Genomic DNA, 22795 nt, shown 5'->3' with positions numbered 1-22795 from the left:
TCAGGCGGTCAGTGCGCGTGCCGCCAGGAAGGCGTCTTCGAGCAACTGCTGGATGGGCCCCTGCAGTTCCCGTGCCACCAGCGCGAGTAGGACCAGGCCGGTGACCAGCGCCACCGGGATGCCGACCACGATGGGGTTCATCGCCGAGGCCGCGCGCGACAGCACGCCGAAGGCGAGGTTGGACGCCAGCAGGGCCATCATCACCGGCAGTGCCAGTAGCAGGCCGGCCCGCAGGCAGGTTCCGAAGAAGGTCGGCAGTGCGGCCAGGAAGCCCTGCATGTCCGCCAGGGGCGTACCAATGGGCAGCGCCGCGTAACTGTCCACCAGCAGGGTGACCAGCGCCAGGTGTCCGTCCAGGGTGAAGAACAGCAGCCCGAAGATCAGGAAGAACCACTGCGAAAGCACGGTGGAGGAGGCGCCGCTGAGCGGATCCGCCAGGGTCGCGAACGACAACGCCATGCCCTGGCTGATCAGCTCGCCGGCAAACTGCCCGGCCTCGAAGGCCAGCCGCAGGACCAGCCCGATCGCCACGCCGACGGTCATTTCCCGGAACACGCTGAGCACGGTGGTGGCGTCCACCGCCGCCCGTGGCGGCTCGGGCAGCACGGTGGAGATGGTCGCCGACAACGCCACGGCCAGGATCAGCCGCGCCCGCATCGGCATGCCACGGCCGCCGATCATCGGCAGGACCTGCAACGCCGCTCCGATGCGCAGCAGGTGCCAGAGCACGGTGCCGAGCATCGCGAACAGGTTCAGCCCGTCGATGGTGGTGGCGGTGGCCGGATCCATGCCGCGGTCGTCAGCCGATCAGGTGGGGGATGCGGTGGAACAGGTCGGTCGTGAACGACACCATCCTGCCGAGCAGGAAATGCCCGGTGACCGCCAGCGTGGCCGCCAGTGCGATGGCCTTCACCACGAAGCCGATCGTCTGCTCGTTGATCTGCGTGGCGGCCTGGATGATGCCGACCAGCACGCCGACCACCAGCACCGCCAGCAGCGGCGGTGCGCCCAGCAACAGTGCCATCTGCAGGCCACGGCCAATCTCGGTGAGTGCGGTTTCCGGAGTCATCGCCTCAGACCCCGTTGAAGCTGGCGGCCAGCGAGCCGACCACCAGGATCCATCCATCGACCAGCACGAACAGCAGGATCTTGAAGGGCGCCGAGATCAGCATCGGCGAGAGCATCATCATGCCCATCGACATCAGCACGCTGGCGACCACCAGGTCGATGATCACGAACGGGATGTAGATCAGGAACGCGATCTCGAAGGCGGTCTTGAGCTCGCTGGTCAGGAACGATGCGGCCAGCACGCTGAACGGCACGTCGGCCGGGGTGGCGTAGGGTCCGCTGTTGGACAGGCCGGCGAAGGTCATCAGGTCGTTCTCGCGGACCTGCGCCAGCATGAAGCCGCGGAAAGGCTCGATCGAGGCCGTCCAGGCGCTGCGGAAGTCCATCTCGTCATTGAGGTACGGCGAGATGCCGGCGGCCCAGGCCTGGTCGAACACCGGCATCATCACCATCGCCGTCAGGAACAGCGCCAGTGCGAGCAGCACCTGGTTGCTCGGGGTCTGGCCGGTGCCGAGCGCCTGTCGCAGCAGGCCCAGCACGATGATGATCCGGGTGAAGGCGGTCAGGCCCAGCAGCGCGGCAGGCAGCAGGGTGATGCCGGTCATCAGCAGCAGCACCTGCAACGGCAGGCTGACGTCCTCGCCACCGACGTTGCCGACGGTCACGTCCGGCAGGCTCGGCATCGGCGCGGGCGCCTGCTGTGCGGTGGGCGCAGTGGCCGGCGCGGCCTGTGCGGCGGCCTCGGGTGAGGCCAGCATCAGCGTGGCCGCGAGCATGGCCAGCATCAGCAGGCGAAGCAGGGGAGTGGTCCAGCCGGTCATGGCTTCTTTCCGAAGTGTTGCGCAAGCACCTGCGCGAAGGGCGAGGTCGACGCGGCCGCCTCGGGCAGCGGCGCCTCGAGGGTGTGCAGGGTGCGGGTGCCGCCGTTGCCGACGCCCAGCAGCAGCTGGGTCTGGCCGACTTCCACCACCACCAGCCGCTCGCGCGGACCGAGTGCAAGGGAACCGACCACCCGCAACGCGGGGTTTGAAGCGCCGGCACCGATGCCCGGCATGCGGCGTGCGAGCCAGGCCAGCGCCAGGATCAGGCCGACCACCAGCAGCAGGGCGAGCACGGCGCCACCGACCGAGCCGGCATCCCCCGCCGGCGCCGCGAACGGCTCGGCGGCGGGTTGCACGGTGGTGGCGGTGGTGGCGGTGGTGGCCATGCCCAGCGGCTGCACCGGGGCGGGTGCGGCCGAGACATGGGCTTCCGCCGCTGCCGTGGTACCGGCTTCGGACCCCGTCGATGCATCCCCGGCTACCGCGGCATCCGTGGCGGCCACCGTCGCAGGCGGGGCATCCGACGCAGGAACCGGGCCCTCCGCGCTGGTGGCCGCCATGGAGGCATCGGGCAGCGGGTCCGCGACCACCTCGGGGTTCGCCTCGACGGCGAAGGTCGCGGCGCTCATCGCAGCCGCTTGATCCGCTCGGCCGGGCTGACCACGTCGGTCAAGCGCACGCCGAACCGGTCGTTGACGACGACCACTTCGCCCTGGGCGATCAGCGTGCCGTTGACGAACACGTCCAGCGGCTCGCCAGCGCCACGCTCCAGTTCCACCACCGAGCCCTGGTTGAGCTGCAGCAGGTTGCGGATCGGGATGCGGGTGCGGCCGACTTCGAGCGACAGCGACACCGACACATCGAGGATCACGTCGAGGTTGAGGTCGGCACCCTTGACGTCGGCATCGGGCATCAGGGCCTCGAAGGCGGCGCGCTGGGATTCTTCGGTATCCATGGCGGTCTCGTTGTTGTTCATGGCTGCATGAGGTTCTGGAAGGAGGGGACGGCGCGGGCGGGTTTCACGCTCGCGACCTTGATGGCGTTGCGGCCGTTGTGGGTGCCGAACGAGCCGGTGAACAGCGGGGTCTGCTCGACCTGCAGCGTCACCGTCTCGGGCAGGTCGATCGGGATCACGTCGCCGACCTTCAGCCGGCACAGCTCGCGCAGGCTGATCTGCCGATGTGCGATCGCGCTGCTCAGCTCGACCTCGGCCTCCTGCAGCTGGGCGCGCATCGCGCGGGTCCAGCCTTCGTCGCGTTCGACCCGGTCGCTCTGCAGGCCGGCATCGAGCTGCTCGCGGATCGGCTCGAGCATCGAGTAGGGAATCGAGATGTGGAACTCGCCGCCGCCGCCTTCCAGCTCCACGTGGAAGCGGCTGACGACGATGTACTCGCGCGGGCTGATGATGTTGGCGAAGTGCGGGTTGACCTCGGAGTTCATGTACTCGAACTCCACCGGCATCACCGGCGCCCAGGCTTCCACCAGGTCGGCGAAGGTCTGCTTGAGCAGCAGCTGGATCACGCGCATTTCCGTGGGCGTGAACTCGCGGCCCTCGATGCGGGTGTGGTACTTGCCGTTGCCGCCGAAGAAGTTGTCCACCACGGTGAACACCAGGCGCGGCTCGTACACCACCAGCGCAGTGCCGCGCAGCGGCTTCATCTTGACCAGGTTGAGGTTGTTGGGGACCTGCAGCGAGTGCATGTACTCGCCGAAGCGCATCATGTCGACGCCGCGCACGGACAGGTCGGCCGAGCGCCGCAGCAGGTTGAACAGGCCGATGCGCCAGGTGCGGGCAAAGCGCTCGTTGATCATCTCCAGCGTCGGCAGGCGGCCACGGACGATCTTGTCCTGGCTGGCGAAGTCGTAGCTGCGGGCCTCACCGGGCGTGGGCTCGGGGTCTTCGACCTCGACCGCTCCGCTGTCCACGCCGTGCAACAGGGCATCGATCTCGTCCTGGGAGAGCAGGTCTGCGCTCATCGGTCGGCCTACTGGGTCACGAAGCTGGTGAAGTAGACGGCTTCGACGGCGCTGGGGGCGCCTTCGGCCTTGAGCAGCGCCTGCACTTCCTCGCGGGCCTTCTCCTGCAGGCGCTCCTTGGCGCTGCGCTGGGTGAGCTGGTCGGCCGAGTACTGGCCGAACAGCAGCAACAGGCGGTTGCGGATGGCCGGGGCGTGCAGCTCGATCGCTTCGCTGGTGGGCATGTCGCGGGTCATCAATTGCACGTCGGCCTGCAGGTAGCGGACCGAGTCGACGTCGGAGAGGTTGACCACGAAAGCCGGGTCCAGCGGGAAGTACATCGCCGGATTACGCGTGCCGGCAGGGGCCTCGGCCGATGCCGCATCGTCAGCCGGGGGCGGCGCCTGGCGCGAGGAATACCAGAACCATCCGCCGCCGCCGGCAAGCGCCAGCAGCAGGACGATGACGATGATCCAGGGCAGTTTGCTGCCGGACTTGGCGGTGGGCTCGGTGGACACGCGATGACTCCTGACAGGTGTTGCCAGGGTCTGTGCAAGGGGCGTGCCGCGAGCGGCGGCGGGGGGAAGTCGGGGTTTTGACGCAATCCTGAACGAAGCGGGCGCCGGTTATCCGGCGCCCGGTGTCAGGCGTATTCGTCCAGCAGGCCGCGGCGGACGAGTGGCGCCACGGAGATGGCGGTTTCCGCCGCTCCGTCTTCCAGCACCAGGCCTTCGGCGGCCTGGGCCTGCCCCGGCTGCCTGCCACCGCTGCCGACATCGGCCTGCGCCAGTTCCAGGCCGTGTTGGGCGAGCTGGTCGCGCAGGCGGCCCATGCTGGCTTCCAGTGCCTGCCGCACGTCGGCGTTGGCGGAGCTGAACTCGGCGCTCACGCGGCTGCCGTCCATTTGCAGGCGGACGTCGATCGGGCCGGCGTGGTCGGGGCTGACCCGGATCTCGGCGCGGCCGATGCGTTGCTCGGCCAGCCAGCCTATCCGCGCGCCGAAGCCTTCGTCGAAGCCGGCATCGGGATCGGCGGGCAGGGCCACCGGCCCGGAGGCCAGGGCAGCGGGGCTGGCACGCGTGAGGGCCGCCGGGGCGGTGGAGACTGTCGCCTGCGGTCGCTCGGCGGATTCGGGGCCGCCCGCCGTGTCCGCCAGCGTATCCGCGCCGGCGTCCCGGCCCTGGAGCATTTCGAGCGCCTTGGCGAACTCCTGCGGCAGCGCCGCCATCTCGGTGGCGACGGCGGCCGGCGCGAGCGGGGGCGTCGCCATCGCGGCGGTGCCGGTGGGCGCGAACGGGGCCGGCGTGGTTGCACCCTCCGCCGCGGGAGGCGCCTGCACGAGTGACGAGAGCCCGGCGAGCACCGCCGCCGTGGCTTCCGCGCCGCCACTGCCCTTCGCCAGTGAAGGCAACCCGGAGCCGGCTGCGCCCGCGAGCGGGGCAAATACCGCCACCGGCGCGGTCGCGGCGGGCGGCGGCGGGAAGGGCCCGCCGAGCAGTGCCAGCAGTTGTTCCGGCCCCCCCTCTTCGCGTGGCGGGTTGTCGGTCGTGGCAAGTGCCGCGTCCTCGTTTGCGGGCGCGCGGGCGGCGTCCCCGGTCGCAGCCGTGTCCGCGGTCTTCGCACCCGGGTCCGCTTTCGCGGCTCCAGTGGCTGTTCCGGTCCCCGCCAACATCCCGGCGAAGCCGTCACCGGCGGCTTCGTCGCCCGGCTTGGCGGCACCATTCGACGACCCCATCCGGGCCGGTGCAGCGGGTGGTGCTGCCGGCAGCCCGCCGGGCATCACTGCGCCGGCTCCGTTTCATCGGCCTGGGCGGCATTGCGCAGGCGCCGTGCGCCCAGGTCGTCGAGCTCGTTCTGGGAGCGCTTCTCGTCCACCCGGGCCTCTTCGGCACGGTAGCTGTTGGAGAGCTTCTCGAGCACGTGGGTCTCTCGGCTGGCCAGCAGCAGGCGGGTGCGTTCGACATCGCCCTTGTGGCGGTTGTCATCGACCACGCGGCTCTGCTGCGCGATGGCGGCGTCCAGCCGTTCGCGGAAGGCGAGGCGGTTGGCCAGCAGGGCCGGGCTGGTCATCGCCGATGCCGGCGTGGCGTATTCGTCGGCATACCGGCGCAGCGCCTCCAGGCGCGCCTGCTGCTCGGCCAGCACGCGATCCTGCTCCGCCACCCTGCGGGCGACATCGTCCTGGCGTTGCTGCTTCACCTTGAGCAATGGATCGAGTCGTTGCGATCGCATGGGTGCTACGTCTCCTGGGTGGGGGCTTGCGGGGTATCGGATACATCGTCGAGCAGGCGTGCCAGCGCATCGCGGCTGGACTGGACATCGGCGGCTTCGCTGACGTCCTGGCCGAGGAAGGCCTGGATCGCCGGCCAGCGCGCCAGCGCTTCGTCGACGCTGGGGTCGCTGCCGCGCTGGTAGGCGCCGATGGCGATCAGGTCGCGCTGGGTGTTGTAGGCCGCCATCAGGCGCTTGAGCTTGCGGATGCGGGCGCGCCATGCCGGGTCGGTGATCTCCTGCATGACGCGGCTGACGGAGACCTCAACGTCGATCGCGGGGTACTGGCCGGCATCGGCGATGCGGCGGGTCAGCACGATGTGGCCGTCGAGGATGGCGCGCGCGGCGTCGGCGATGGGCTCTTGCTGGTCGTCGCCTTCGGTGAGGACCGTGTAGAACGCGGTGATCGAGCCGCGGCCGTCGGCGCCGTTGCCGGCGCGTTCGACCAGTTGCGGCAGCTTGGCGAAGACCGACGGCGGGTAGCCGCGGGTGGTCGGCGGCTCACCGACGGACAGGCCGATCTCGCGCTGTGCATGGGCGAAGCGGGTGAGGGAATCCATCAGCAACAGCACATGCAAGCCCTGGTCCCGATACCACTCGGCGATGGCGGTGGCACGCAGGGCGCCGTGCAGGCGGGCCAGCGGCGGGCGGTCGGCCGGGGCCGCCACCACCACGGCGCGGCGCATGCCTTCCTCGCCCAGCGTGCTCTCGACGAAGTCGCGCACTTCGCGGCCTCGCTCGCCCACCAGCCCCACGACGATGACGTCGGCGGCGGTGAAGCGGGTCATCATGCCCAGCAGCGTCGACTTGCCGACGCCGGAGCCGGCGAACAGGCCGATGCGCTGGCCGCGGCCGATCGGCAGCAACGAGTTGATCGCGCGCACGCCCACATCCAGCGACTGGGTGATCGGTGCACGCATCAGCGGGTTGATCGGTACCGCCCCGAGGCCGACCCAGCTTTCCGGCCGCAGCGGGCCACGGCCGTCCAGCGGCACGCCGTCGCTGTCGATCACCCGGCCCAGCAGGCCTTCGCCAACGGCGACTTCGCCGCGGCTGCGGGTGCTGACCACGCGTGCGTTCGGCAGCAGGCCGGCGAGGTCGGCGGTGGGCATCAGGAAGGTGCGTTCGCCCGAGAAGCCGACCACCTCGGCGTCGACCCAGTGGCCGCCGGCGGTTTCCACCCGCACGTGCGAGCCCAGCGGGGCACTGCAGCCGGAAGCCTCCAGGGTCAGGCCGACGGCGCGGCGCAGTACGCCTTCGCGGGCCAGGCCCAGCGACGGCGGCTGCGGGTTGGCGGCGGCCAGGCGGGTGGCCAGGCGCAGGTTGCGGACTTCTTCCCACTGCTCGGCGGCGACTCCGCTCATGGCATGGCCTCTTCGTCACGCGGGGGGTGGGCGACCATCGCCACATCCATGCAGGCCTGCAGGCGGGCGGCGAGGGTGCCGTCGATGCGCACGCTTTCGCTGTGCAGGCGCAGTTCGCCGCGGGCCAGCGATGTGTCCGCGGTCAGGCGCACGCCGCTCAGGCCCGCCAGGTGCGGTGCCAGCACGCCGAGGTCGTCGGGGTGCAGGCGCAGTTCGATCTCGCGCGAGCTGGTGCCGACGGCGTCCAGCGCCTCGCGGACCAGGTCGGCCAGCAGGGTGGGATCGGCCTGGTAGGTGCGGCCCAGCAGGTTGCCGGCGATGCGCACCGCCAGCTCGCCCAGTGCATCGGCCACCTCGTCGTCCAGCCGCGACAGCGGCCGGGTGAAGCCATCGAGGATGCCTTCGATCTGGGCGATCATGCGGCGGATCTCGGCCTGGCCCGAGGCCAGCCCCTCGGCGTGGCCGGCGGCATAGCCTTCCTCGCGCGCGGCCTGTTCCAGCGCCTGGATTTCCTCGACGCTGGGCAGCCGCGGTGCGGGCTCTTCCTCGACCACCGGGGCGGGGTGGGCGGCCAGGTCCAGGTCCGGCGCCGTCCAGCGCACCGCGTGCATGCCATCGGCCAGGGCGATCATACGAACGCCTCGGCCTTGGCGGCGAGCTGGATGGTGCCGGCGTCGGCCATCTTGCGCACCTCGGCCAGGATCTCCTTCTGTGCGGCTTCGACCTCGGCCAGGCGCACCGGCCCGCGGGCCTCCATGTCCTCTAGCAGGATCTCGGCCGCGCGCTGGGACATGTTGGTGGTGATCTTCTCGCGCACCTTCTGGTCGGCGCCGCGCAGGGCCAGTGCCAGCTTCTCGGTGGAAATCTCGCGCAGCACCGTCTGGATGGCGCGGTCGTCGATCTCGGCCAGGTTGTCGAATACGAACATCAGGTCACGGATCTGGACGCCGAGCGGCTCGTCGATCTCGCTGATCGCGCCGAGGATCTGTTCGTCCTGCCCGGTGTCCATGAAATTGAGGATGTTGGCGGCCACCCGCACGCCGCCCACCGAGGACGACTTCAGGTTCTGGCTGCCGGCGAACTGGCGCGCCATCACGTCGTTGAGCTCGTTCAGCGCATTGGGCGGGATGCCGTCCAGCGTGGCGATGCGCAGCAGCACGTCGGCGCGAACGCGGTCGGTGAGGCACTTGAGCACCTCGGCGGCCTGGTCTTCATCCAGGTGGGCCATGACGATGGCGATGATCTGCGGGTGCTCGTTGCGCACCAGCTCGGCGATCGCGCGCGGCTCCATCCACTTCAGGGTGTCGAGCCCGGAGGTGTTGCGGCCGGCAAGGATGCGGTCGATGAGGCTGCCGGCACGCTCCTCGCCCAGGGCCTGGGTCAGGACCGCGCGGATGTAGTCGTCGGCGCCGGCACCGATCGCGCTGGGCTGGGCCAGGGTTTCGACGAAATCCTCGAACACCGCGGCCACGGTATTGCGCGAGACGCCGCCGACCGAGGTCATGGCCATGCCGAGCTTCTGCACTTCCTTGGCGCCCATGTGCTTGAGCACTTCGGCCGCCTGTGCCTCGCCCAGCGACAGCAGCACCACCGCGGCACGCTGCACGCCGGTCAGCGGCTCTTCCTTGTTCTTGGGATCAGCCATCTTGTTCAACCCAGCTGCGGACCACGTTGGCGACCCGCTTGGGATCGCTGCTGACTGCAGTGCGTGCCACCTGCAGCTTTTCGTCGAAGTTCATCGGGGCGTCGGCGGCGTCGTCCAGCTGCGCCGGCGCCTTGGCCTTGGGCTTGGACAGGGTGACGGGGATCTCCTCCTCGTCGTCCTCGACCAGCGTCGCCACGGTCGTACGCGGCTTGGCCGGCGCGATCAGCTGGCGGAAGGCCGGCCGCAGCACGGTGAAGATCAGCGCCAGGACCGCAAGTCCGCCCAGCGCGATGCGCAGCAGCTCCTTGGTGCGCGGGTGCTGCCAGAACGGTGCGCCTTCGGGCTCGTCGATGGCGTTGCGGGCGAAGGGGGCATTGACCACGGTGACCATGTCGCCGCGCTCGTCGTCGAAGCCGATCGCGCGCTGCACCAGCGATTCGATGCGCGCGAGTTCGTCGGCGGTCAGGGCACGCCACTCCACCTTGCCCTCGGCATCGGGCGCTCCCGGCACGTTGTCGACCAGCACCGCCGCGGTGACGCGGGTGATGCGGCCGGGCGCCTGGCGGGTGTGGGTCAGGGTGCGGTCGATCTCGTAGTTGCGCACCGCGGTGCGCGAGCCCTGGCCGCCATCGGCGGTGGCCGGTGCCGGGGCCTGCGCGGCTTCGGCCGCGGCCGCCGCTGCTTCCGGAGTGTTGGCGGCCGCGCCCGGTACGCCCTGCGGCGGCCTCGGGCCGATATCGCCGGATTCGGAGATCTGCTCGCTGCGGACGATCGCCGGCTCCGGCCCGTACTGCTCGCGCGCCTGTTCGGTCTGGGAGAAGTCCATGTCCACGCTGACCTGGGCACTGACGCGGCCGGGGCCGGCCAGCGGGGCGAGCAGCTCCTGGATGCGCTGCACGTAGACGGCTTCCTGGCGCTGCTGCTGCTCGAAGCGCTTGGCGCCCATCGCCGACTCGCTGTCGGGATCGGGGTTGGAGAGCATGCGGCCGAACTGGTCGACCACGGTGACGCTTTCGGGGGAGAGCTGCGGAATGCTGTTGGCGACCAGGTGCACGATGGCGTTGACCTGGCCGGCCTCGAGAACGCTGCCGTTGCCCAGGTGCAGCACCACCGAGGCGCTGGCCGGGTCCTTCTGGCGGGTGAAGGCGCTGGGCTTGGGGATGGCCAGGTGCACGCGGGCCTCGCGCACCGGGCGCAGGTTGGCAATGGTGCGGGCCAGTTCGGTCTCCAGTGCGTGCTGGTAGCGCGCGCTCTCGACGAACTGGCTGGTGCCGAAGCCCTGGTCGCCCTGCAGCGATTCGAAGCCGCCGCCTTCGGCCGGCAGGCCGGCCGAGGCCAGCGCCAGCTTGGCCGGGCCAAGCTGTTCGCCCGGCACCGCCAGCGCGCCGGTGGAGGGATCGATCCGGAACGGGATCTGCGCCGCACGCAGCAGGTCGGAGGCCTCAGTGGTCGACTTGCCGTCCATGCCGGCGAACACCGGCACGTAGTCCGGGCGCTGGGTCCAGAAGAACAGCCACAGGCCCAGTCCGATGGTGGCGGCGACCAGGGCGAACAGGCCCAGCTGGCGCACCACCGGGATGTCCTGCAACGGTCCCAGCTCGCGCAGGTTGTTGGCGGCGTTCTTGGGCAGTGCGATGACGCTCATCGGGCAAGGTCTCGGAAGGTCGGGGTGGGCGTGGGGCTATGCGCGGCGTTGGCGGCCATGTCAGACCGGCATGTTCATGACGTCCTGGTAGGCCTGCACCATGCGGTTGCGGACCTCCACGGTGGCCTTGAATGCGACCGACGACTGCTGCATGGCGACCATCACCCGCGCCAGGTCGGCGCGCGGGTCGCCCATTTCGAACGCCTGCTGCAGCGCGCCGGATTTGGCCTGCGCGCTGCTGACGCTGTCGATGGCGTTGTTCAGGGTCTCGGCGAAGCCGGGGGCCTTGCCCGGATCGACCCGGCCGGCACCCGGAAGTCCCGGGTTGGTCGGGTTGATGGCATTGCCGGCCGGCGAATCGGCCAGCGCCCCGCCCGCGCGCATCTCATGGGCGCGGATCTGGGAGAGGATCGATGAAATCGCGTCGGTCATGGCCGGGCATCAACTTTCTGGCTTCGCTGCCGATGGATAGGCAAGTGCCGTGCCAGAACAGTGACGGGATCCCGTCGTGCGGACGCGCCATGGCCTTGGCACCGCCTCAGGCGGCGCTGGTGCGGTCGCCCTTGCCGTCGTCGCCGGCCTCGCCTTCGGCGCCGGCGCTGGTGCCGTCGCGGTCGATGCCGTACTTGCGCAGTTTCTCCACCAGGGTGGTGCGGCGCAGGCCGAGCAGGGGCGCGGCATGGGCGACCACGCCGTCCGCCTGTTGCAGGGCGGCCCGGATCAGCTCCAGCTCCACCTCGGCGATGTGCGAGCGCAGGTCGATGCCTTCGGCGGGCAACGTCGCGCGCGGCATGAGGGCGGCCGGATCCATCGAGGTGGTCGGCTCGGGGATCGGGTCCTCGTCCGGCAGGTCGGGCACCGCGGCGCGGTAGCGGGCGGGCAGGTCGGTGGCCCGGACCATGCCCGCCGGGTGCAGCACGGCCAGGCGCTCCAGCAGGTTGCTCAGCTCGCGCACGTTGCCGGGCCAGGCGTAGTGGCGCAACACCTCCACCGCACCGCTGCTGAGCGATACCTGGCCACGGCCGGCCTTGGCCAGTTGGGCGGTGATCGCCGCGATCAGGTCCGGCAGGTCGTCGGCGCGCTCGCGCAGTGGCGGCATCTCGATCGGGAAGACGTTGAGCCGGTAGAACAGGTCCTCGCGGAACTTGCCCTCGGCGATGTGGGTTTCAAGGTTGCGATGAGTGGCCGCGACCACGCGCACGTCGCATTCGATCACCTGGGCGCCGCCGACGCGCTCGAAGGTCCGCTCCTGCAGCACGCGCAACAGCTTGACCTGCATCGCCAGCGGCATGTCGCCGATTTCGTCGAGCAGCAGGGTGCCGCCCTCGGCCATCTCGAACCGCCCCTTGCGCTGGGTCAGCGCGCCGGTGAAGGCGCCTTTTTCGTGTCCGAACAGTTCGCTTTCCAGCAGGTCCGGCGGGATCGCACCGCAGTTGATCGCCACGAATGGCTTGTTGCGGCGCTTGGATCGTTCGTGCACGGCCCGCGCGGCGACCTCCTTGCCGGTGCCGGATTCACCAAGGATCAGCACCGTAGTGTCGAACGGCGCGACCTGGTCGATCATGCGCGACAGGCGCAGGGTCGCCGCGCTGCGCCCGGTCGGGCCGCCGGTGGAATGCTCGCGCTGCTCGTCCTCGTTGATGCGTTTCAGGCTGGCGCGGCGCAGTGCCTCCTGCAGCTGGTTACGGCGGACCGGATAGTCCAGTGGCCACAGGTTCTCTGGGTGCAGCGCCTTGCGCCAGGGCGCGTCGTCGTGGCCCGGGAGCACCATCAACGGCGGGTGCAGTGGTTGGCCGCCCAGCCACTCGGCGAAGGCCGGCCACGCGGCATCGCCGTCGACGTCGCCCACCACCACCGCAACCCAGTCGCTGGGCTTGGCCCGGGACAGGTCGACGTCGCCCGGTTCGGCGACGCGCGGGGTGAAGTCCATGAACTCCAGCAGGGTGGCGATGCGCTCGGCGCGCTCCATGTCCCCGTCGAGCACAAGGATGCGCGACTCGCTCATGCGGTGACTCCGGTCCCCGCCCCGGCGGCACCGGCAGCGCCGGCCGCAGTGTCGGCGGTACCGGCGGGCTCGCGGCCGGCGAGCGCCTCCAGCAGCGGGATCACGTCGTGGATGTAGGACAGCTTGCTGACGAAGGCGTCGGCACCGGCACGCAGCGCGTGCTCGCGGTGCTCTGCATCGTCGAAGTGGCTGGCGATCACCACGTAGGGCGGATCGTCCTGGGCCTTGATGAGTCGCGTGGCCTGCAAACCGCCCATCTCGGGCATGGCCAGGTCCATCAGTACGGCATCAGGATGCAGGGCCTCGCATTGGGCGATGGCCTCGATGCCGTTGGCGGCCGAGCCGGCGACGGTGATCCAGTCGAGCCGGCGCAGGTGGCGCAGCGCGGCGTTGATGAAGCCCTCGTGGTCGTCGACCAGCAGGATGTTGAGCGTGCGCATGGAGGGATCCTCGGGAGTCAGGGCCGGGCCGGTGGGGGTGGTCACGCCGCGGCCTTGCGCGCCGGGCGCTGGCGTGCCCGGGCGGGGCCGATGGAGAGCTGGTCACGATACTTCGCAACGGTCCGGCGCGCGATACGCACGCCCTGGCGCTCCAGCATGCCGGCGATGGTGTCGTCGGCCAGCGGGGCGTGCGGCGGCTCGTTGTCGATCAAGCGCTTCACCATCGCCTTCACCGCGGCGCCGGAGACCTCTGCGCCTTCCAGCCGCACCGCGAACAGGCGCTTGAGCTCGAAGGTGCCGCGCGGCGTCTGGATGTACTTGCCGGTGGTGATGCGCGAGACGGTGGACTCGTGCATGCCGATGGCGTCGGCGACCTCGCGCAGGGTGAGCGGCGCGATGGCCTCCTCGCCGCGCACGAGGAACTCGCGCTGGCGCTCGACCAGCACCTGGGCGGTGCGCATCAGGGTGTCGTTGCGCATGGCCACGCCGCGGACCAGCCAGCGGGCCTCGTCCAGCAGTCCGCGCAGCACGGACTGGTCGCCCGGCGCCTGCGCCAGCGCGCTTTCGCAGTGGGCGGAGATGCGGATGCGCGGGGCACTGCGGCCGTTGAGCGCCACCCGCCATTCACCACCGAGGAAGCGCACCACCACGTCGGGCACGATGTAGGCGGACGGCGCGTCGACCGGCTCCTCCACCGCGCACGGGCGCAGCGATGTCACCAGCGCGACGGCCGCGGCGGTGTCGTCGGCAGTACTACCCAGGGCCTTGGCGAGGGCGGCATGGTCATGCGAGGCCAGCAGGGCGAGGTAGTCGGAAAGGATGCGTGCGGCCAAGGCGCGCTCCGGGGTGTCGGGCAGCTGGGCCAGCTGGGCCTGCAGGCATTCGCCGGGATCGGCCGCGGCCATGCCCGGCCAAGGGCCGTTGAGCAGGCGCAGCCGGATCACGTCCATCTCGCGTTTGTCGCAACCACAGGCATCGGCACCTTCGGCCAGCAACTCGTCCAGTGGGTGCTCCAGGTAGCCGCGGTCGTCGCAGCGGTCCAGCCACCACTGGGCGAGCACCAGGTCCGCCTCGCGCCACGTCACCGCGAGCTCCTGCAGCAGGCGCACGCGCGGATCGCTGGAGCTGCCGGCGGCGATGCGGGCCATGCCGTCATCGTCGGCGCCCATGCCCCCGCTGCTGCTGGAGGTGAAGGCCGGTTCGGGCAACTCGTCCCACGCTGCGGCTTCGAGCGCCGCGTCGTCACCGGCCGCATCCACGCCCTCGGCGTCGGTTTCACCGGCTTCGTCGCCCTCGTCGGCCTCGAGCATCGGATTGCGCTCCAGTGCCTGCAGCAGTTCCATTTCCAGCTGCGGGGCGGTCAGCTGCAGCAGCCGGATCGACTGCAGCAACTGCGGCGTCAGGTTGACGCTTTGCGACATCTGCGTGCGGACGGTGTTCTTCACGGTTCCCCCGGAATGGATCCGGTCGTGGTACGGATCCTGCAGGCGAATCATGCGCCCACGCCGGCGGCTGTCGAATCAGGGCATGCCCGAACCGCGTACCGGCAGCCCCCACCCGATGTAGGGGAATTCCCCACATGGCGCCGGAAACCCGACGCCGACAGGTGCGCGGGCTACAGCGCGCTGCCGTGCAGCCGCATCGCCATGCGCAGCAGCTCGTGGCCGCTGCGGCAGCCCAGCGCCGCCATCATCCGCGCCCGGTGGGTCTCCACCGTCTTGACGCTGATGCCCAGGTCGGCGGCGATCTGCTTGGTGCTGCGGCCGGCGCCGATCGCGGCGAGGATCTCGCGCTGGCGTGGGGGCAGGGCATCGACGCCCTCCGCCGGGGCCTGGCGCCCCCGCAACTGGGGGGCCGATACCTGGGGACTGAGGTAGGTGCGGCCGGTCGCCGCGGCGCGTATCGCGATCTCCAGCTCCGCCGGTGCGGCCTCCTTGACCACGAAACCCGAGGCGCCGCGATCCAGGGCTTCGCGTACATGGCCGGGGTCGTCGTGCATCGACATGATGACCACCGCGCTTGCGGGGCAGGTGCGGCGCAGCTCGTCCAGGGCCTCGAACCCGTTGCGGCCGGGCATGGAGAGGTCCAGCAGGATGACGTCGGGACTGGTGCCGCGGGCACGGATGACGACCTCGTCGGCACTGGCCGCCTCGGCGACCACCTCCACCGCATCGAACGACTCGAGCAGCCGACGCAGCCCGGCGCGGATCAGGGTGTGGTCGTCGCAGATCAGCACGCGAAGCAAGCAGGGACTCCATCCGGAAGGGCTCAGGGCACCTTAGCCGACGGCGGAGCGGGGCACCACAGGTCAGCGGGGGCGGCGGGCCTCGGCCACGGCGCGGCGATGGATCCGGAAGAGATGGCGCTCCACCGCCGAGACCAGGGGCGGCGGCAACGGCTGGAAGCGCAGCCACAGGTGGTGGCCGCTGGCGTCGGCCACGCTGGCCAGTACCGTCGCCGGCAACTCCAGCGGTTCCGGCAGCCAATCGCAGGCCTGGACGCGGAACATGCCGTTGCTTCCGGGCGCGTTGCCGGCGCCATCGGCTTCTGCGGCCAGGCAGGCACCCAGCGCGGACCACTGCAGGCGGCGGGGCGCCGGTGGCGGGCGATGCGAGCTCACCAGGGTGGCCACCAGCGAGGTCAGCAGGTCCAGCTTGGCCTCCACGCGCTGCAGGGCGTGCTCGTGGGCGCCGCGCTCGTCACTCTCTTCGACCTTGCCGTCCTCGATGATCGCGATCGAGTGCAGCAGGGCCTCGGCGCGCTGGCAGGCGACCCGCACGGCCGCGGGGTCGAACTCCATGGGAACGAACGCGGCGGCACGGGTTTCCTCGCAGACCAGCGAGTCCCCGAACACCTGCGCGCGTGCGTTCTCCGCGTTCATCCGCCTGCGCCCGCCAGGTAGGCCTGGGCGCCGCGGCGGTTGTCCTGCAGGCGCCTGAGCGCGTCGGAGGTCTCGCTGCGGGCGGACTTGAGCTGCTCCAGCAGCAGGCGCTGCTGTGACAGCAGGGCGACCCAGGCACTACGGTCGGGTTGGAGGCCGTCCGCGCTGCCGCCGGGTGTTTCCAGGGCCTCCCGGACTTCGCGTTCGTGGCCGGCGATCAGGCTGGCGGCCATGTCCCATTCACCGGCGTCCAGTGCGCGACGGATGGCATCGATGGGCAGGGTCGGGGTCATGCTGTTGCTCCGGCGGTGCTGGTGTCCGAGTCGGGGTCGATGGCAAGCCAGGCGCTTTCGATGTCGCCCAGCAGGTCGTCGATCTCCAGCAGGGGGGCGGCGTCGTTGTTGGCGTTGGCGACCACCAGTCGGCGCTGGGCGTAGTCGTACAGGGCCTCCAGCCCGGCCGCGATGTCGCCGCCGGCCTTCATGTCGAGCGTGCTGTTGAGTCCGGCGATGATGGCGCTGGCCTCGTTGATGGCGATGGCCTTGCGCGCCATGTCTCCGCGCTCGAGGCAGGCGGCCGCGAGCTGCGCGCGCTTGCGGGCACCGGCGAGCATCAGCGCGACGAGCTGGTGCGGGCTGGCGTCCAGCACGGCGCTGCTGACCCCGGTCTGGTGGTACTGGTTGGCGTAGTTGCGGGCGCTATGCATGGCGGTCTCAGGCGTTCATATTGGTCAGCTGGCCGAGCTGCTGGGCCAGGAAGGAGCTGGTGCTGGACATCTTCGCGACCATGGTGTCCAGCGCGGTGAACTGGCGCATGTAGTTGGCGCGCACATTCTCGATGCGGCGGTCGAAACTCTCGCGCTGGGTCTCCAGCGACTCCAGGCGCGCATTCAATGCCTTGGTGCGGCCGGTGATCATCCCGTCGTCGCCGAGGTAGGACTTCAAAGCGGCCGCAAGCGGCTGCTGCAGTGTGCCGTCCTCGCCTACCAGCCTCTGCACGGCTTCCGGATCCGCGGCGATGGCGGCGTCAAAGGTGGCGCCGTCCAGGCTGAGGGAGCCGTCGACCTTGGTCTTGAGCCCCAGCTCGGCGAGTTCGGCATAGTTCTGGCTGATGATGCCGCGCAGGTTCTGGGTAATGCCGCGGGGTGCGGCGTCACCACTGAGGGCCGCGCCGTCGCTGTCCGCGCCACCGGCGGCGCTCTGCGTGCGCAGTGCGCTCAGGGCGGTGTTGTAGGCGCTGATGAAGCTCAGCATCGTGGCCTTGAGCGGGCTCGCGTCAGCCGTCAGGTCAAGGGAGAAAGATTCGCCGGGCTTGGCTTGCGTCAGGTCGATGGTGACGCCGTCGATGAGGTCATCCAGGTGGTTGCTGCTGCTGGTGCGGGTGATGCCGTCGACGATCACCCTGGCATCGTTGCCGGCATCGGCGACCTGCAGGCTGCCGCCGGTGGTGGCCAATGAAGACAATCCGCCGTCGCCACCACTTGCGCTGATCTGCAGGCGGCCTTCGCTGCCGGTTTCAGTGGAGGCCAGGACCAGCACGTCGCCGGCGTCGCCACGGATGACGGTGGCAGTCACGCCCTTGCCCTCGGCCTTGGCGTTGATGGCATCGCGGATCTCGGCGAGGGAACCCTCGCCCTCGGCGATGTCGATATCGATCGCCTCGCCGTCACCGACGACGATCGAAAGGCGGCCGTGGCCGACCTGGCTGTCGGCGGCCGATGCCGCGGAATGGAGCTTGTGCGTGGAGGCCAGGCTTTCAACGGTGACGCGATAGCTGCCCAGCGCCGCCTTCGCATCCGCGGTCGCGGTAAAGCCGGCATCGGTGCCCACGCTGACCTTGCGCCCCAGCGAAGCGCCGCTGCCGTCGAACTTCTGGAGCGCGCTCTGCAGTCCCGACAGTCCGCTGCTGAGCTTGCCGAAGGCGGATATCTGCGCCTCGGCCTTGCTCTCGATGCGGTTGAAGCGCAGGTCCCCGGGTGCGCGCTCGGCGGCGACCAGCTGGGTCACCATCGTGTGCACATCGAGGCCGGAGCCGACGCCTGGGCTGGAGAGTGATGCCACTGCTGCCTCCTGGGGCGGGTGGACGTGGAAGATCCATGGGTCCGGGCAAGAACCGTTCCGCCGGATCGTTGACGCGGTGCCTGGTGGCGCCGGTCCCTGTACTGGATAACGGCCGCTCGCCGAAGGGCTTTAGCGGCGGGAGGCGGGCGCGCCCCATAAAAAAACCGGCCAGGACATGCCTGGCCGGTTCTCATGCGGCGGCCGACGAGACCGGCCGACGTGGGTTCGTGATCAGCGCAGCAGGCTGAGCACGCTCTGCGAGGACTGGTTGGCCTGGGCCAGCATCGCGGTACCGGCCTGCTGCAGGATCTGCGTGCGCGACAGGTTGGCGGTTTCCTTGGCGTAGTCGGCGTCCATGATCCGGCTGCGGGCAGCGGAGAGGTTCTCCGAGCTGGTCTGCAGGTTGGTCACGACCGAGGAGAAGCGGTTCTGGACGGCACCCAGGTCGGCGCGACCGTCGTTGACTTCCTTCAGAGCAGCATCGACCTGCTTCATGGCCAGTTCGGCGCCAGCGTAGGAGCTGATGTCGAGCGTCGCGATGCCGGTGGTGGTGTTGTCGACCGAGACGGCAGCGCCTGCGCCATTGAAGCCCGTCAGCGTGCCGCCATCGGTGCCGCCAAGGGTGAAGGCGGCGTCAGAAGACAGCTCGAGCTTACCGGTCGACTCGTTCACGCGGGCATTGACGCCGGTCTCGGTCGACACGTTGTTGATGGCGTTGGCCACCTGGGCTGCACGCTGCGAGGCGGTGCCGACCGCATCCAGAGGACCGATGTCAGTGCCGTTGATGGTCAGCGAACCGGCGACGACGGCACCCGTCCCGAGGCCCGAGATGGCGCTCGATTCGGCAGTGGAGACACTGATGGTGCCGCCCAGTGCGGCGATGTTCGCATCAACCGGGGTGTTGACGGTGATCGTGTCGCCGGCATTGGCGCCGACCTGGAACACGAAGGAAGAAGCATCGCCATTGAGCAGCTTGGTGCCGTTGAAGTTGGTCGTGTCTGCGACGCGGTCGATCTCGCTCAGCAACTGGTCGACTTCCTTCTGCAGGGCGGCGCGGTCGTCGCTGGAGTTGGTGGCGTTGGCGGACTGCACGGCCAGCTCGCGGATGCGCTGCAGGTTGTTGCCGATCTCACCCATCGCGCCTTCGGCGGTCTGGGCCAGCGAGATGCCGTCGTTGGCGTTGCGGGCGGCCTGGTCCATGCCGCGGATCTGCGTGGTGAAGCGCTCGGAGATGGCGAGGCCGGCGGCGTCGTCCTTCGCGCTGTTGATGCGCAGGCCCGAGGACAGGCGCTGGATGGTGGTGCCGAGGTCGGCGCTGTTGGTGGTCAGGTTGCGCTGCGCGTTGAGCGACATGACGTTGGTATTGATGACAGACATTTTGAGATCTCCTGGATTCGAAATCCGGCTTTGCGCGCCGGTTGGCTTCGCAGGGGGTTGCCGTATCCGGTCCTGTCCGCTGCTGTGAAAGGTAACGGCGGCCGGTTGTCAAGCTTTAGGAAAAAACAGAACTTTTTTTACGGAATGTGTGCGATCAGAGCTTGTTGAACAGCGACAGGCCCTGCATGCGCATCGTCACCTGCTGGGCAGCCTCGAGCGCGGTGATCTGCATGCTGAAGCGCGTGGCGGCTTCGGCGACGTCGGTATCGCGCAGGTCGGAGAGTGTGGTTTCAAGCGACAGCGCGGTGGCGCTCCGGCTCTCCTCCGCGTGGTCCAGGCTGGACAGCCGTGAGCCGGTGCCCGCGCGTGCAGAGAGCAGGTGCTCCTGGGCGGTCGCAAGATCACCCAGGCCTGCTGAAAGCACGTTGATCCGACTTGCGTCGGCGGCGGCTGTTCCCCCCGGTGCCTCCATGGCATCAGCCAATGCATCAAGCGTGGCGAAAATGTCGCGGTTGACGGCCGGGCCGACGCTGAAGGTATCGCCGGCTGCGGGTGTGCCTCCCAGCTTCATCTGCACACCACCGGCGCTGATGGTCTCGCCATCCTGCCAGGTGCCGGTGGCGATCTCGGTGCCGGTGGCATCCAGCACGCGGTAGGTATCCGCCGTGCTGAACTCCACACTGATCCCGTCGCCGCTCCACGCGGCATGGTCGGTGACGCTGCTGGTGGCCAGCACGCCGCTGCCGGTGTTGGCGGCGCCCGCACTGGCGCGCACGATGCCGTCGCCGGTAGGGACGCGCATGAACAGTGCACTGCCCGCGTCGGTGTCGCCCAGCAACAGCCCGGGTGCGACCTCGACATCGTTGCGGCCGTCATTGCCGACGTAGGCGACGTTGCCGCCGTTGTCGGCGAACGGCACGACGCCATCGCGGGTGCCTGCGAACAGCGCACGGCCGCCGCCGTCGTTGCGGTTGGCGATGCTGATCATTTCCTCCCGCAACTGGCGTACCTCGATCGCGATCAGCTTGCGGTCCTGGTCCGACACGCTCGGAGTGTTGGCGCGGATCGTCAGCTCGCGGGCGCGGATCAACTGGTCGCCGGCATCGGTCAGCGCGTTCTCCTGCAGGTTGAGGCGGCGGCCGAGGTGGTCCGCGTTCTTGCCGAACTGCTCGAGTGAGGACAATGCGTGGTCCAGCCCCTGTGCCGCGGAGGCGGCGGCGGGGTCCTGGGCGGCATGCTTGAACATCCTGCCGCTGGTGATCTGTTCCTGCGTGCGCATCAGCTCGGACTGCCGTTGCAGCATGCTCTGCAGGCCCTGGTTGAACATGCCGGCGGTGGAGATTCTCATCGGTGTGGCTCCGGGGACTTCAGCGGCGGTCAGCGGCGCACGGCGCCGAGCAGGGACTGGAACAGGGTGTCGGCGGTGGCGATCACCTGGGCGGCGGCCTGGTAGGCCTGCTGGTAGCGCAGCAGGTTGGCCGCTTCTTCGTCCAGGTTCACGCCGGAGATCGATTCGCGCTCGGCCGTCACCTGCGAGTGGATGGCCGACTGCGCCTCCAGCGTCAGTTCGGCGTGCCGCGCGGCGCTGCCGGTCCGGCCGGTGAACTGGCTCAGGCCGGCGCTGAGGTCGAGCGTGCCGTCGACGAGGATGTCGCGCTCGTCAAGGCCGGCCATCTCGAGCGCGTTGCCGTTGTCGGAGGAGCGCGGCGGTGTCTTCGACAGGGTGAACTGGTCGCCGGCGGCCGGGGTGCCCTTCAGCTCAAGCGACCAGCCGTTGCCGCTGATCGGCGTGCCGGCGACATGGGTGAAAGGACCGGCGCCGTCGATGGTGTAGCTGCCGGCATCGATGAAATCGATGGTCGCGCCGCCGAAGCCGGCGAAGGCGGCCGGATCGGTGATCCGGCTGGTACCGGGGCTGGCGGTGCCGATGTTGCCCGCGTCCGCACTGGTTTCCAGCGGTGCGGCGGCGGCAATCGTGGCCGGGTCGTCGAGCAGCACCTTCATGCCCCCGGCGACGCCCGCGGTGGGACGCAGCGAGAAGCGGTCGCCGGTGGCAGGCGTGCCCGCGACCACCAGCTCGACGCCATCCACCCGCAGCGGGTCGGCGGCGGTGCCGCTGCCGGTCATCGGCACGGCTTCCCCGGTGCCGGGGCGGGTCGCGCTCCAGCCGCCGCCTTCGAAGCGCAGCACCAGGTCATTGCCTTTCAGTGCGCCCATGTCGCCGATACCGGCGGTGATGGTGGCGGTGCCGGTGTTGTTGGCGTGGCGATCGATGCGCGGCGGCGGCAGTCCGAACATGTCCGAGCCGGCGGTGCCGTTGTAATCGACTCCGCCACGCTGGGTGTCATTGAATTCACCTGCGAAGGCGGTGGCGAGGCGGCCCAGTTCGGCGCGTGCCGGGTCCAGCACGCGCTCGCGAAACTCGATCAGCCCGCCGACCTCGCCGGACACGGATGTGGCCGGCAGCCGCATCGATCCGCCACTCGCGTTCTGCAGCGAAAGCTGCAGGCGGTCGGCGCGATAAGGGTCGGGCATCGTGCCCAGGGTCATGGCTTTCTCGCCCAGCACCAGCGGCTGCCCGCCAGTGGTGAAGACGTTGAGCGAGCCGTCGTCCTGCTTGACGGTTTCGGCGCCCACCAGCTGGGCCAGCTCGTCCACGCGCAGGGCACGCTGGTCGAGCAGGTCGGGAGAGGCGTTGCGGCCGGCGGCGGCGATGTCGCGGTTGAGCGTGGCGATCTCGCTGGAAATCTGGTTGGCGGCGGCGACCTGCGTCTTCATGCGGTCGTTCACTTCCAGGTCCAGTTGCTCCATCTGCCGGTCCATCGAGCTCCAGCGCGAGGCCAGCTGGTTGGCCGATGCCAGCAACTGGTTGCGCGCCGACAGCGAGGTCGGCTCGGCGGTCACGCCCTCGGCGGCGGCGAAGAACTCGGACCACGGCTTGGCCAGGCCACTGGTGGGGTCGGAGACGACTTTGTCGAGGCGGGTGGACAGGGAGGAAAGCTGCCCCAGCCGGCCCATCTCGCCGCTGCTGTCGACCTGCCGGCCGAACACCAGGCCGTCGGCCAGCCGCTCCAGCTTGGCGACGTCGACGCCGGCGCCGATGTTGCCGGCGGCGGCGTTGTGGCCGACGCGGGCTTCCAGCGCGACGCGCTGGCGGCTGTAACCGGGCGTGGAGGCATTGGCGACGTTGTGGCCGACCGTCGACAGCGCGCGCTGGAACGCCAGCAGGGCGGAGCTTCCGGTGGAGAGTAGGTCGCTCATG

24 protein-coding genes and 1 pseudogene are annotated in these 22795 nt (G+C 69.9%); all 25 read right to left on the bottom strand.

All coding sequences use genetic code 11. From position 1 onward, the window contains the following. The 25 genes and pseudogenes from fliR to flgK all read right to left on the bottom strand — a co-directional run bounded on the left by fliR (position 1) and on the right by flgK (position 22794). The gene (gene fliR / locus B5D37_RS12365; RefSeq protein WP_078759042.1) at positions 1-789 is read right to left on the bottom strand and encodes a flagellar biosynthetic protein FliR; all 789 of its coding nucleotides are present in this window, start codon (positions 787-789) and stop codon (positions 1-3) included. 10 nt (positions 790-799) lie between these two features. Next, positions 800-1069: a flagellar biosynthetic protein FliQ gene (locus B5D37_RS12360; protein WP_078759041.1), complete on the bottom strand. Its 270-nt coding sequence runs from the start codon at positions 1067-1069 to the stop codon at positions 800-802. Positions 1070-1073: 4 nt separating this feature from the next. Beyond that, positions 1074-1889, bottom strand: coding sequence for a flagellar type III secretion system pore protein FliP (fliP, locus tag B5D37_RS12355; RefSeq protein ID WP_078759040.1), 816 nt, complete (start codon positions 1887-1889; stop codon positions 1074-1076). After that, positions 1886-2518, bottom strand: a complete 633-nt coding sequence (gene fliO, locus B5D37_RS15285; RefSeq protein ID WP_425478066.1) for a flagellar biosynthetic protein FliO — start codon at positions 2516-2518, stop codon at positions 1886-1888. The genes fliP and fliO overlap by 4 nt, the downstream gene beginning before the upstream one ends. Then, complete coding sequence (fliN, locus tag B5D37_RS12345; RefSeq protein WP_234987874.1) at positions 2515-2802, bottom strand: flagellar motor switch protein FliN; 288 nt, start codon at positions 2800-2802, stop codon at positions 2515-2517. The genes fliO and fliN overlap by 4 nt, the downstream gene beginning before the upstream one ends. A gap of 59 nt (positions 2803-2861) precedes the next feature. After that, the gene (gene fliM / locus B5D37_RS12340; protein ID WP_078759038.1) at positions 2862-3866 is read right to left on the bottom strand and encodes a flagellar motor switch protein FliM; all 1005 of its coding nucleotides are present in this window, start codon (positions 3864-3866) and stop codon (positions 2862-2864) included. 8 nt (positions 3867-3874) lie between these two features. Continuing rightward, on the bottom strand, positions 3875-4363 hold the full coding sequence (locus tag B5D37_RS12335; RefSeq protein WP_143814306.1) for a flagellar basal body-associated FliL family protein: 489 nt from the start codon (positions 4361-4363) through the stop codon (positions 3875-3877). Positions 4364-4488: 125 nt separating this feature from the next. Then, positions 4489-5580, bottom strand: a complete 1092-nt coding sequence (locus tag B5D37_RS12330) for a flagellar hook-length control protein FliK (RefSeq protein ID WP_143814305.1) — start codon at positions 5578-5580, stop codon at positions 4489-4491. Positions 5581-5624: 44 nt separating this feature from the next. Further along, a complete protein-coding gene (fliJ, locus tag B5D37_RS12325; protein WP_078759035.1) occupies positions 5625-6077 on the bottom strand; it encodes a flagellar export protein FliJ in 453 nt (150 codons plus the stop codon). Positions 6078-6082: 5 nt separating this feature from the next. Then, complete coding sequence (fliI, locus tag B5D37_RS12320; RefSeq protein ID WP_078759034.1) at positions 6083-7480, bottom strand: flagellar protein export ATPase FliI; 1398 nt, start codon at positions 7478-7480, stop codon at positions 6083-6085. Continuing rightward, positions 7477-8091 carry a FliH/SctL family protein gene (locus B5D37_RS12315; RefSeq protein ID WP_078759067.1) on the bottom strand — a complete coding sequence of 205 codons (615 nt, stop codon included), beginning with the start codon at positions 8089-8091 and terminating at the stop codon, positions 7477-7479. The genes fliI and B5D37_RS12315 overlap by 4 nt, the downstream gene beginning before the upstream one ends. A 17-nt stretch (positions 8092-8108) precedes the next feature. Continuing rightward, complete coding sequence (gene fliG / locus B5D37_RS12310; RefSeq protein ID WP_078759066.1) at positions 8109-9095, bottom strand: flagellar motor switch protein FliG; 987 nt, start codon at positions 9093-9095, stop codon at positions 8109-8111. Positions 9096-9117: 22 nt separating this feature from the next. After that, entirely contained in the window at positions 9118-10770 is a 1653-nt protein-coding gene (gene fliF, locus B5D37_RS12305) for a flagellar basal-body MS-ring/collar protein FliF (RefSeq protein ID WP_078759033.1), read from the bottom strand. Between the two features lie 60 nt (positions 10771-10830). Next, entirely contained in the window at positions 10831-11202 is a 372-nt protein-coding gene (gene fliE, locus B5D37_RS12300; protein WP_078759032.1) for a flagellar hook-basal body complex protein FliE, read from the bottom strand. A 106-nt stretch (positions 11203-11308) separates the two neighbouring features. After that, positions 11309-12775: a sigma-54 dependent transcriptional regulator gene (locus B5D37_RS12295; RefSeq protein WP_078759031.1), complete on the bottom strand. Its 1467-nt coding sequence runs from the start codon at positions 12773-12775 to the stop codon at positions 11309-11311. An 80-nt stretch (positions 12776-12855) separates the two neighbouring features. Then, positions 12856-13215 (bottom strand): annotated as a pseudogene (locus B5D37_RS12290) (response regulator); the annotation flags it as partial. Between the two features lie 41 nt (positions 13216-13256). After that, positions 13257-14660 (bottom strand): RNA polymerase factor sigma-54, encoded by a 1404-nt coding sequence (rpoN, locus tag B5D37_RS12285; protein WP_078759065.1) that lies wholly within the window; start codon positions 14658-14660, stop codon positions 13257-13259. Between the two features lie 170 nt (positions 14661-14830). Further along, a complete protein-coding gene (locus tag B5D37_RS12280) occupies positions 14831-15460 on the bottom strand; it encodes a response regulator (RefSeq protein WP_078759029.1) in 630 nt (209 codons plus the stop codon). 63 nt (positions 15461-15523) lie between these two features. Beyond that, positions 15524-16096 (bottom strand): PilZ domain-containing protein, encoded by a 573-nt coding sequence (locus tag B5D37_RS12275; RefSeq protein ID WP_078759028.1) that lies wholly within the window; start codon positions 16094-16096, stop codon positions 15524-15526. Then, positions 16093-16389 carry a hypothetical protein gene (locus tag B5D37_RS12270; RefSeq protein ID WP_078759027.1) on the bottom strand — a complete coding sequence of 99 codons (297 nt, stop codon included), beginning with the start codon at positions 16387-16389 and terminating at the stop codon, positions 16093-16095. The genes B5D37_RS12275 and B5D37_RS12270 overlap by 4 nt, the downstream gene beginning before the upstream one ends. Then, the gene (gene fliS / locus B5D37_RS12265) at positions 16386-16802 is read right to left on the bottom strand and encodes a flagellar export chaperone FliS (protein WP_078759026.1); all 417 of its coding nucleotides are present in this window, start codon (positions 16800-16802) and stop codon (positions 16386-16388) included. Before fliS ends, B5D37_RS12270 begins: the two co-directional genes overlap by 4 nt. 7 nt (positions 16803-16809) lie before the next feature. After that, positions 16810-18156, bottom strand: coding sequence for a flagellar filament capping protein FliD (fliD, locus tag B5D37_RS12260; RefSeq protein WP_143814303.1), 1347 nt, complete (start codon positions 18154-18156; stop codon positions 16810-16812). Positions 18157-18387: 231 nt separating this feature from the next. Beyond that, complete coding sequence (locus B5D37_RS12255) at positions 18388-19533, bottom strand: flagellin (RefSeq protein ID WP_078759024.1); 1146 nt, start codon at positions 19531-19533, stop codon at positions 18388-18390. A 154-nt stretch (positions 19534-19687) separates the two neighbouring features. Then, on the bottom strand, positions 19688-20881 hold the full coding sequence (gene flgL, locus B5D37_RS12250; protein WP_078759023.1) for a flagellar hook-associated protein FlgL: 1194 nt from the start codon (positions 20879-20881) through the stop codon (positions 19688-19690). A 29-nt stretch (positions 20882-20910) separates the two neighbouring features. Further along, positions 20911-22794 (bottom strand): flagellar hook-associated protein FlgK, encoded by a 1884-nt coding sequence (gene flgK, locus B5D37_RS12245; protein ID WP_078759022.1) that lies wholly within the window; start codon positions 22792-22794, stop codon positions 20911-20913. Position 22795 lies beyond the last annotated feature (1 nt).

It is taken from the genome of Lysobacter spongiicola DSM 21749, assembly GCF_900167055.1.
In the GTDB taxonomy this organism is placed as follows: Bacteria; Pseudomonadota; Gammaproteobacteria; order Xanthomonadales; family Xanthomonadaceae; genus Novilysobacter; species Novilysobacter spongiicola.
This window is presented reverse-complemented; position numbering and strand designations above follow the sequence as displayed.

Excerpts from the sequence above, each read along its gene's own strand:
- fliN (WP_234987874.1), bottom strand. The coding sequence starts at position 2,802 with ATGCCCGATGCCGACGTCAAGGGTGCCGACCTCAACCTCGACGTGATC.
- B5D37_RS12360 (WP_078759041.1), bottom strand. The coding sequence starts at position 1,069 with ATGACTCCGGAAACCGCACTCACCGAGATTGGCCGTGGCCTGCAGATG.
- fliO (WP_425478066.1), bottom strand. The coding sequence starts at position 2,518 with ATGAGCGCCGCGACCTTCGCCGTCGAGGCGAACCCCGAGGTGGTCGCG.
- B5D37_RS12295 (WP_078759031.1), bottom strand. The coding sequence starts at position 12,775 with ATGAGCGAGTCGCGCATCCTTGTGCTCGACGGGGACATGGAGCGCGCC.
- fliP (WP_078759040.1), bottom strand. The coding sequence starts at position 1,889 with ATGACCGGCTGGACCACTCCCCTGCTTCGCCTGCTGATGCTGGCCATG.
- B5D37_RS12330 (WP_143814305.1), bottom strand. The coding sequence starts at position 5,580 with ATGGGGTCGTCGAATGGTGCCGCCAAGCCGGGCGACGAAGCCGCCGGT.
- B5D37_RS12255 (WP_078759024.1), bottom strand. The coding sequence starts at position 19,533 with ATGTCTGTCATCAATACCAACGTCATGTCGCTCAACGCGCAGCGCAAC.
- fliM (WP_078759038.1), bottom strand. The coding sequence starts at position 3,866 with ATGAGCGCAGACCTGCTCTCCCAGGACGAGATCGATGCCCTGTTGCAC.
- flgK (WP_078759022.1), bottom strand. The coding sequence starts at position 22,794 with ATGAGCGACCTACTCTCCACCGGAAGCTCCGCCCTGCTGGCGTTCCAG.
- fliS (WP_078759026.1), bottom strand. The coding sequence starts at position 16,802 with ATGCATAGCGCCCGCAACTACGCCAACCAGTACCACCAGACCGGGGTC.
- fliR (WP_078759042.1), bottom strand. The coding sequence starts at position 789 with ATGGATCCGGCCACCGCCACCACCATCGACGGGCTGAACCTGTTCGCG.
- flgL (WP_078759023.1), bottom strand. The coding sequence starts at position 20,881 with ATGAGAATCTCCACCGCCGGCATGTTCAACCAGGGCCTGCAGAGCATG.
- fliE (WP_078759032.1), bottom strand. The coding sequence starts at position 11,202 with ATGACCGACGCGATTTCATCGATCCTCTCCCAGATCCGCGCCCATGAG.
- fliJ (WP_078759035.1), bottom strand. The coding sequence starts at position 6,077 with ATGCGATCGCAACGACTCGATCCATTGCTCAAGGTGAAGCAGCAACGC.
- B5D37_RS12275 (WP_078759028.1), bottom strand. The coding sequence starts at position 16,096 with ATGAACGCGGAGAACGCACGCGCGCAGGTGTTCGGGGACTCGCTGGTC.
- B5D37_RS12315 (WP_078759067.1), bottom strand. The coding sequence starts at position 8,091 with ATGCACGCGGTGCGCTGGACGGCGCCGGACCTGGACCTGGCCGCCCAC.
- fliI (WP_078759034.1), bottom strand. The coding sequence starts at position 7,480 with ATGAGCGGAGTCGCCGCCGAGCAGTGGGAAGAAGTCCGCAACCTGCGC.
- B5D37_RS12270 (WP_078759027.1), bottom strand. The coding sequence starts at position 16,389 with ATGACCCCGACCCTGCCCATCGATGCCATCCGTCGCGCACTGGACGCC.
- fliF (WP_078759033.1), bottom strand. The coding sequence starts at position 10,770 with ATGAGCGTCATCGCACTGCCCAAGAACGCCGCCAACAACCTGCGCGAG.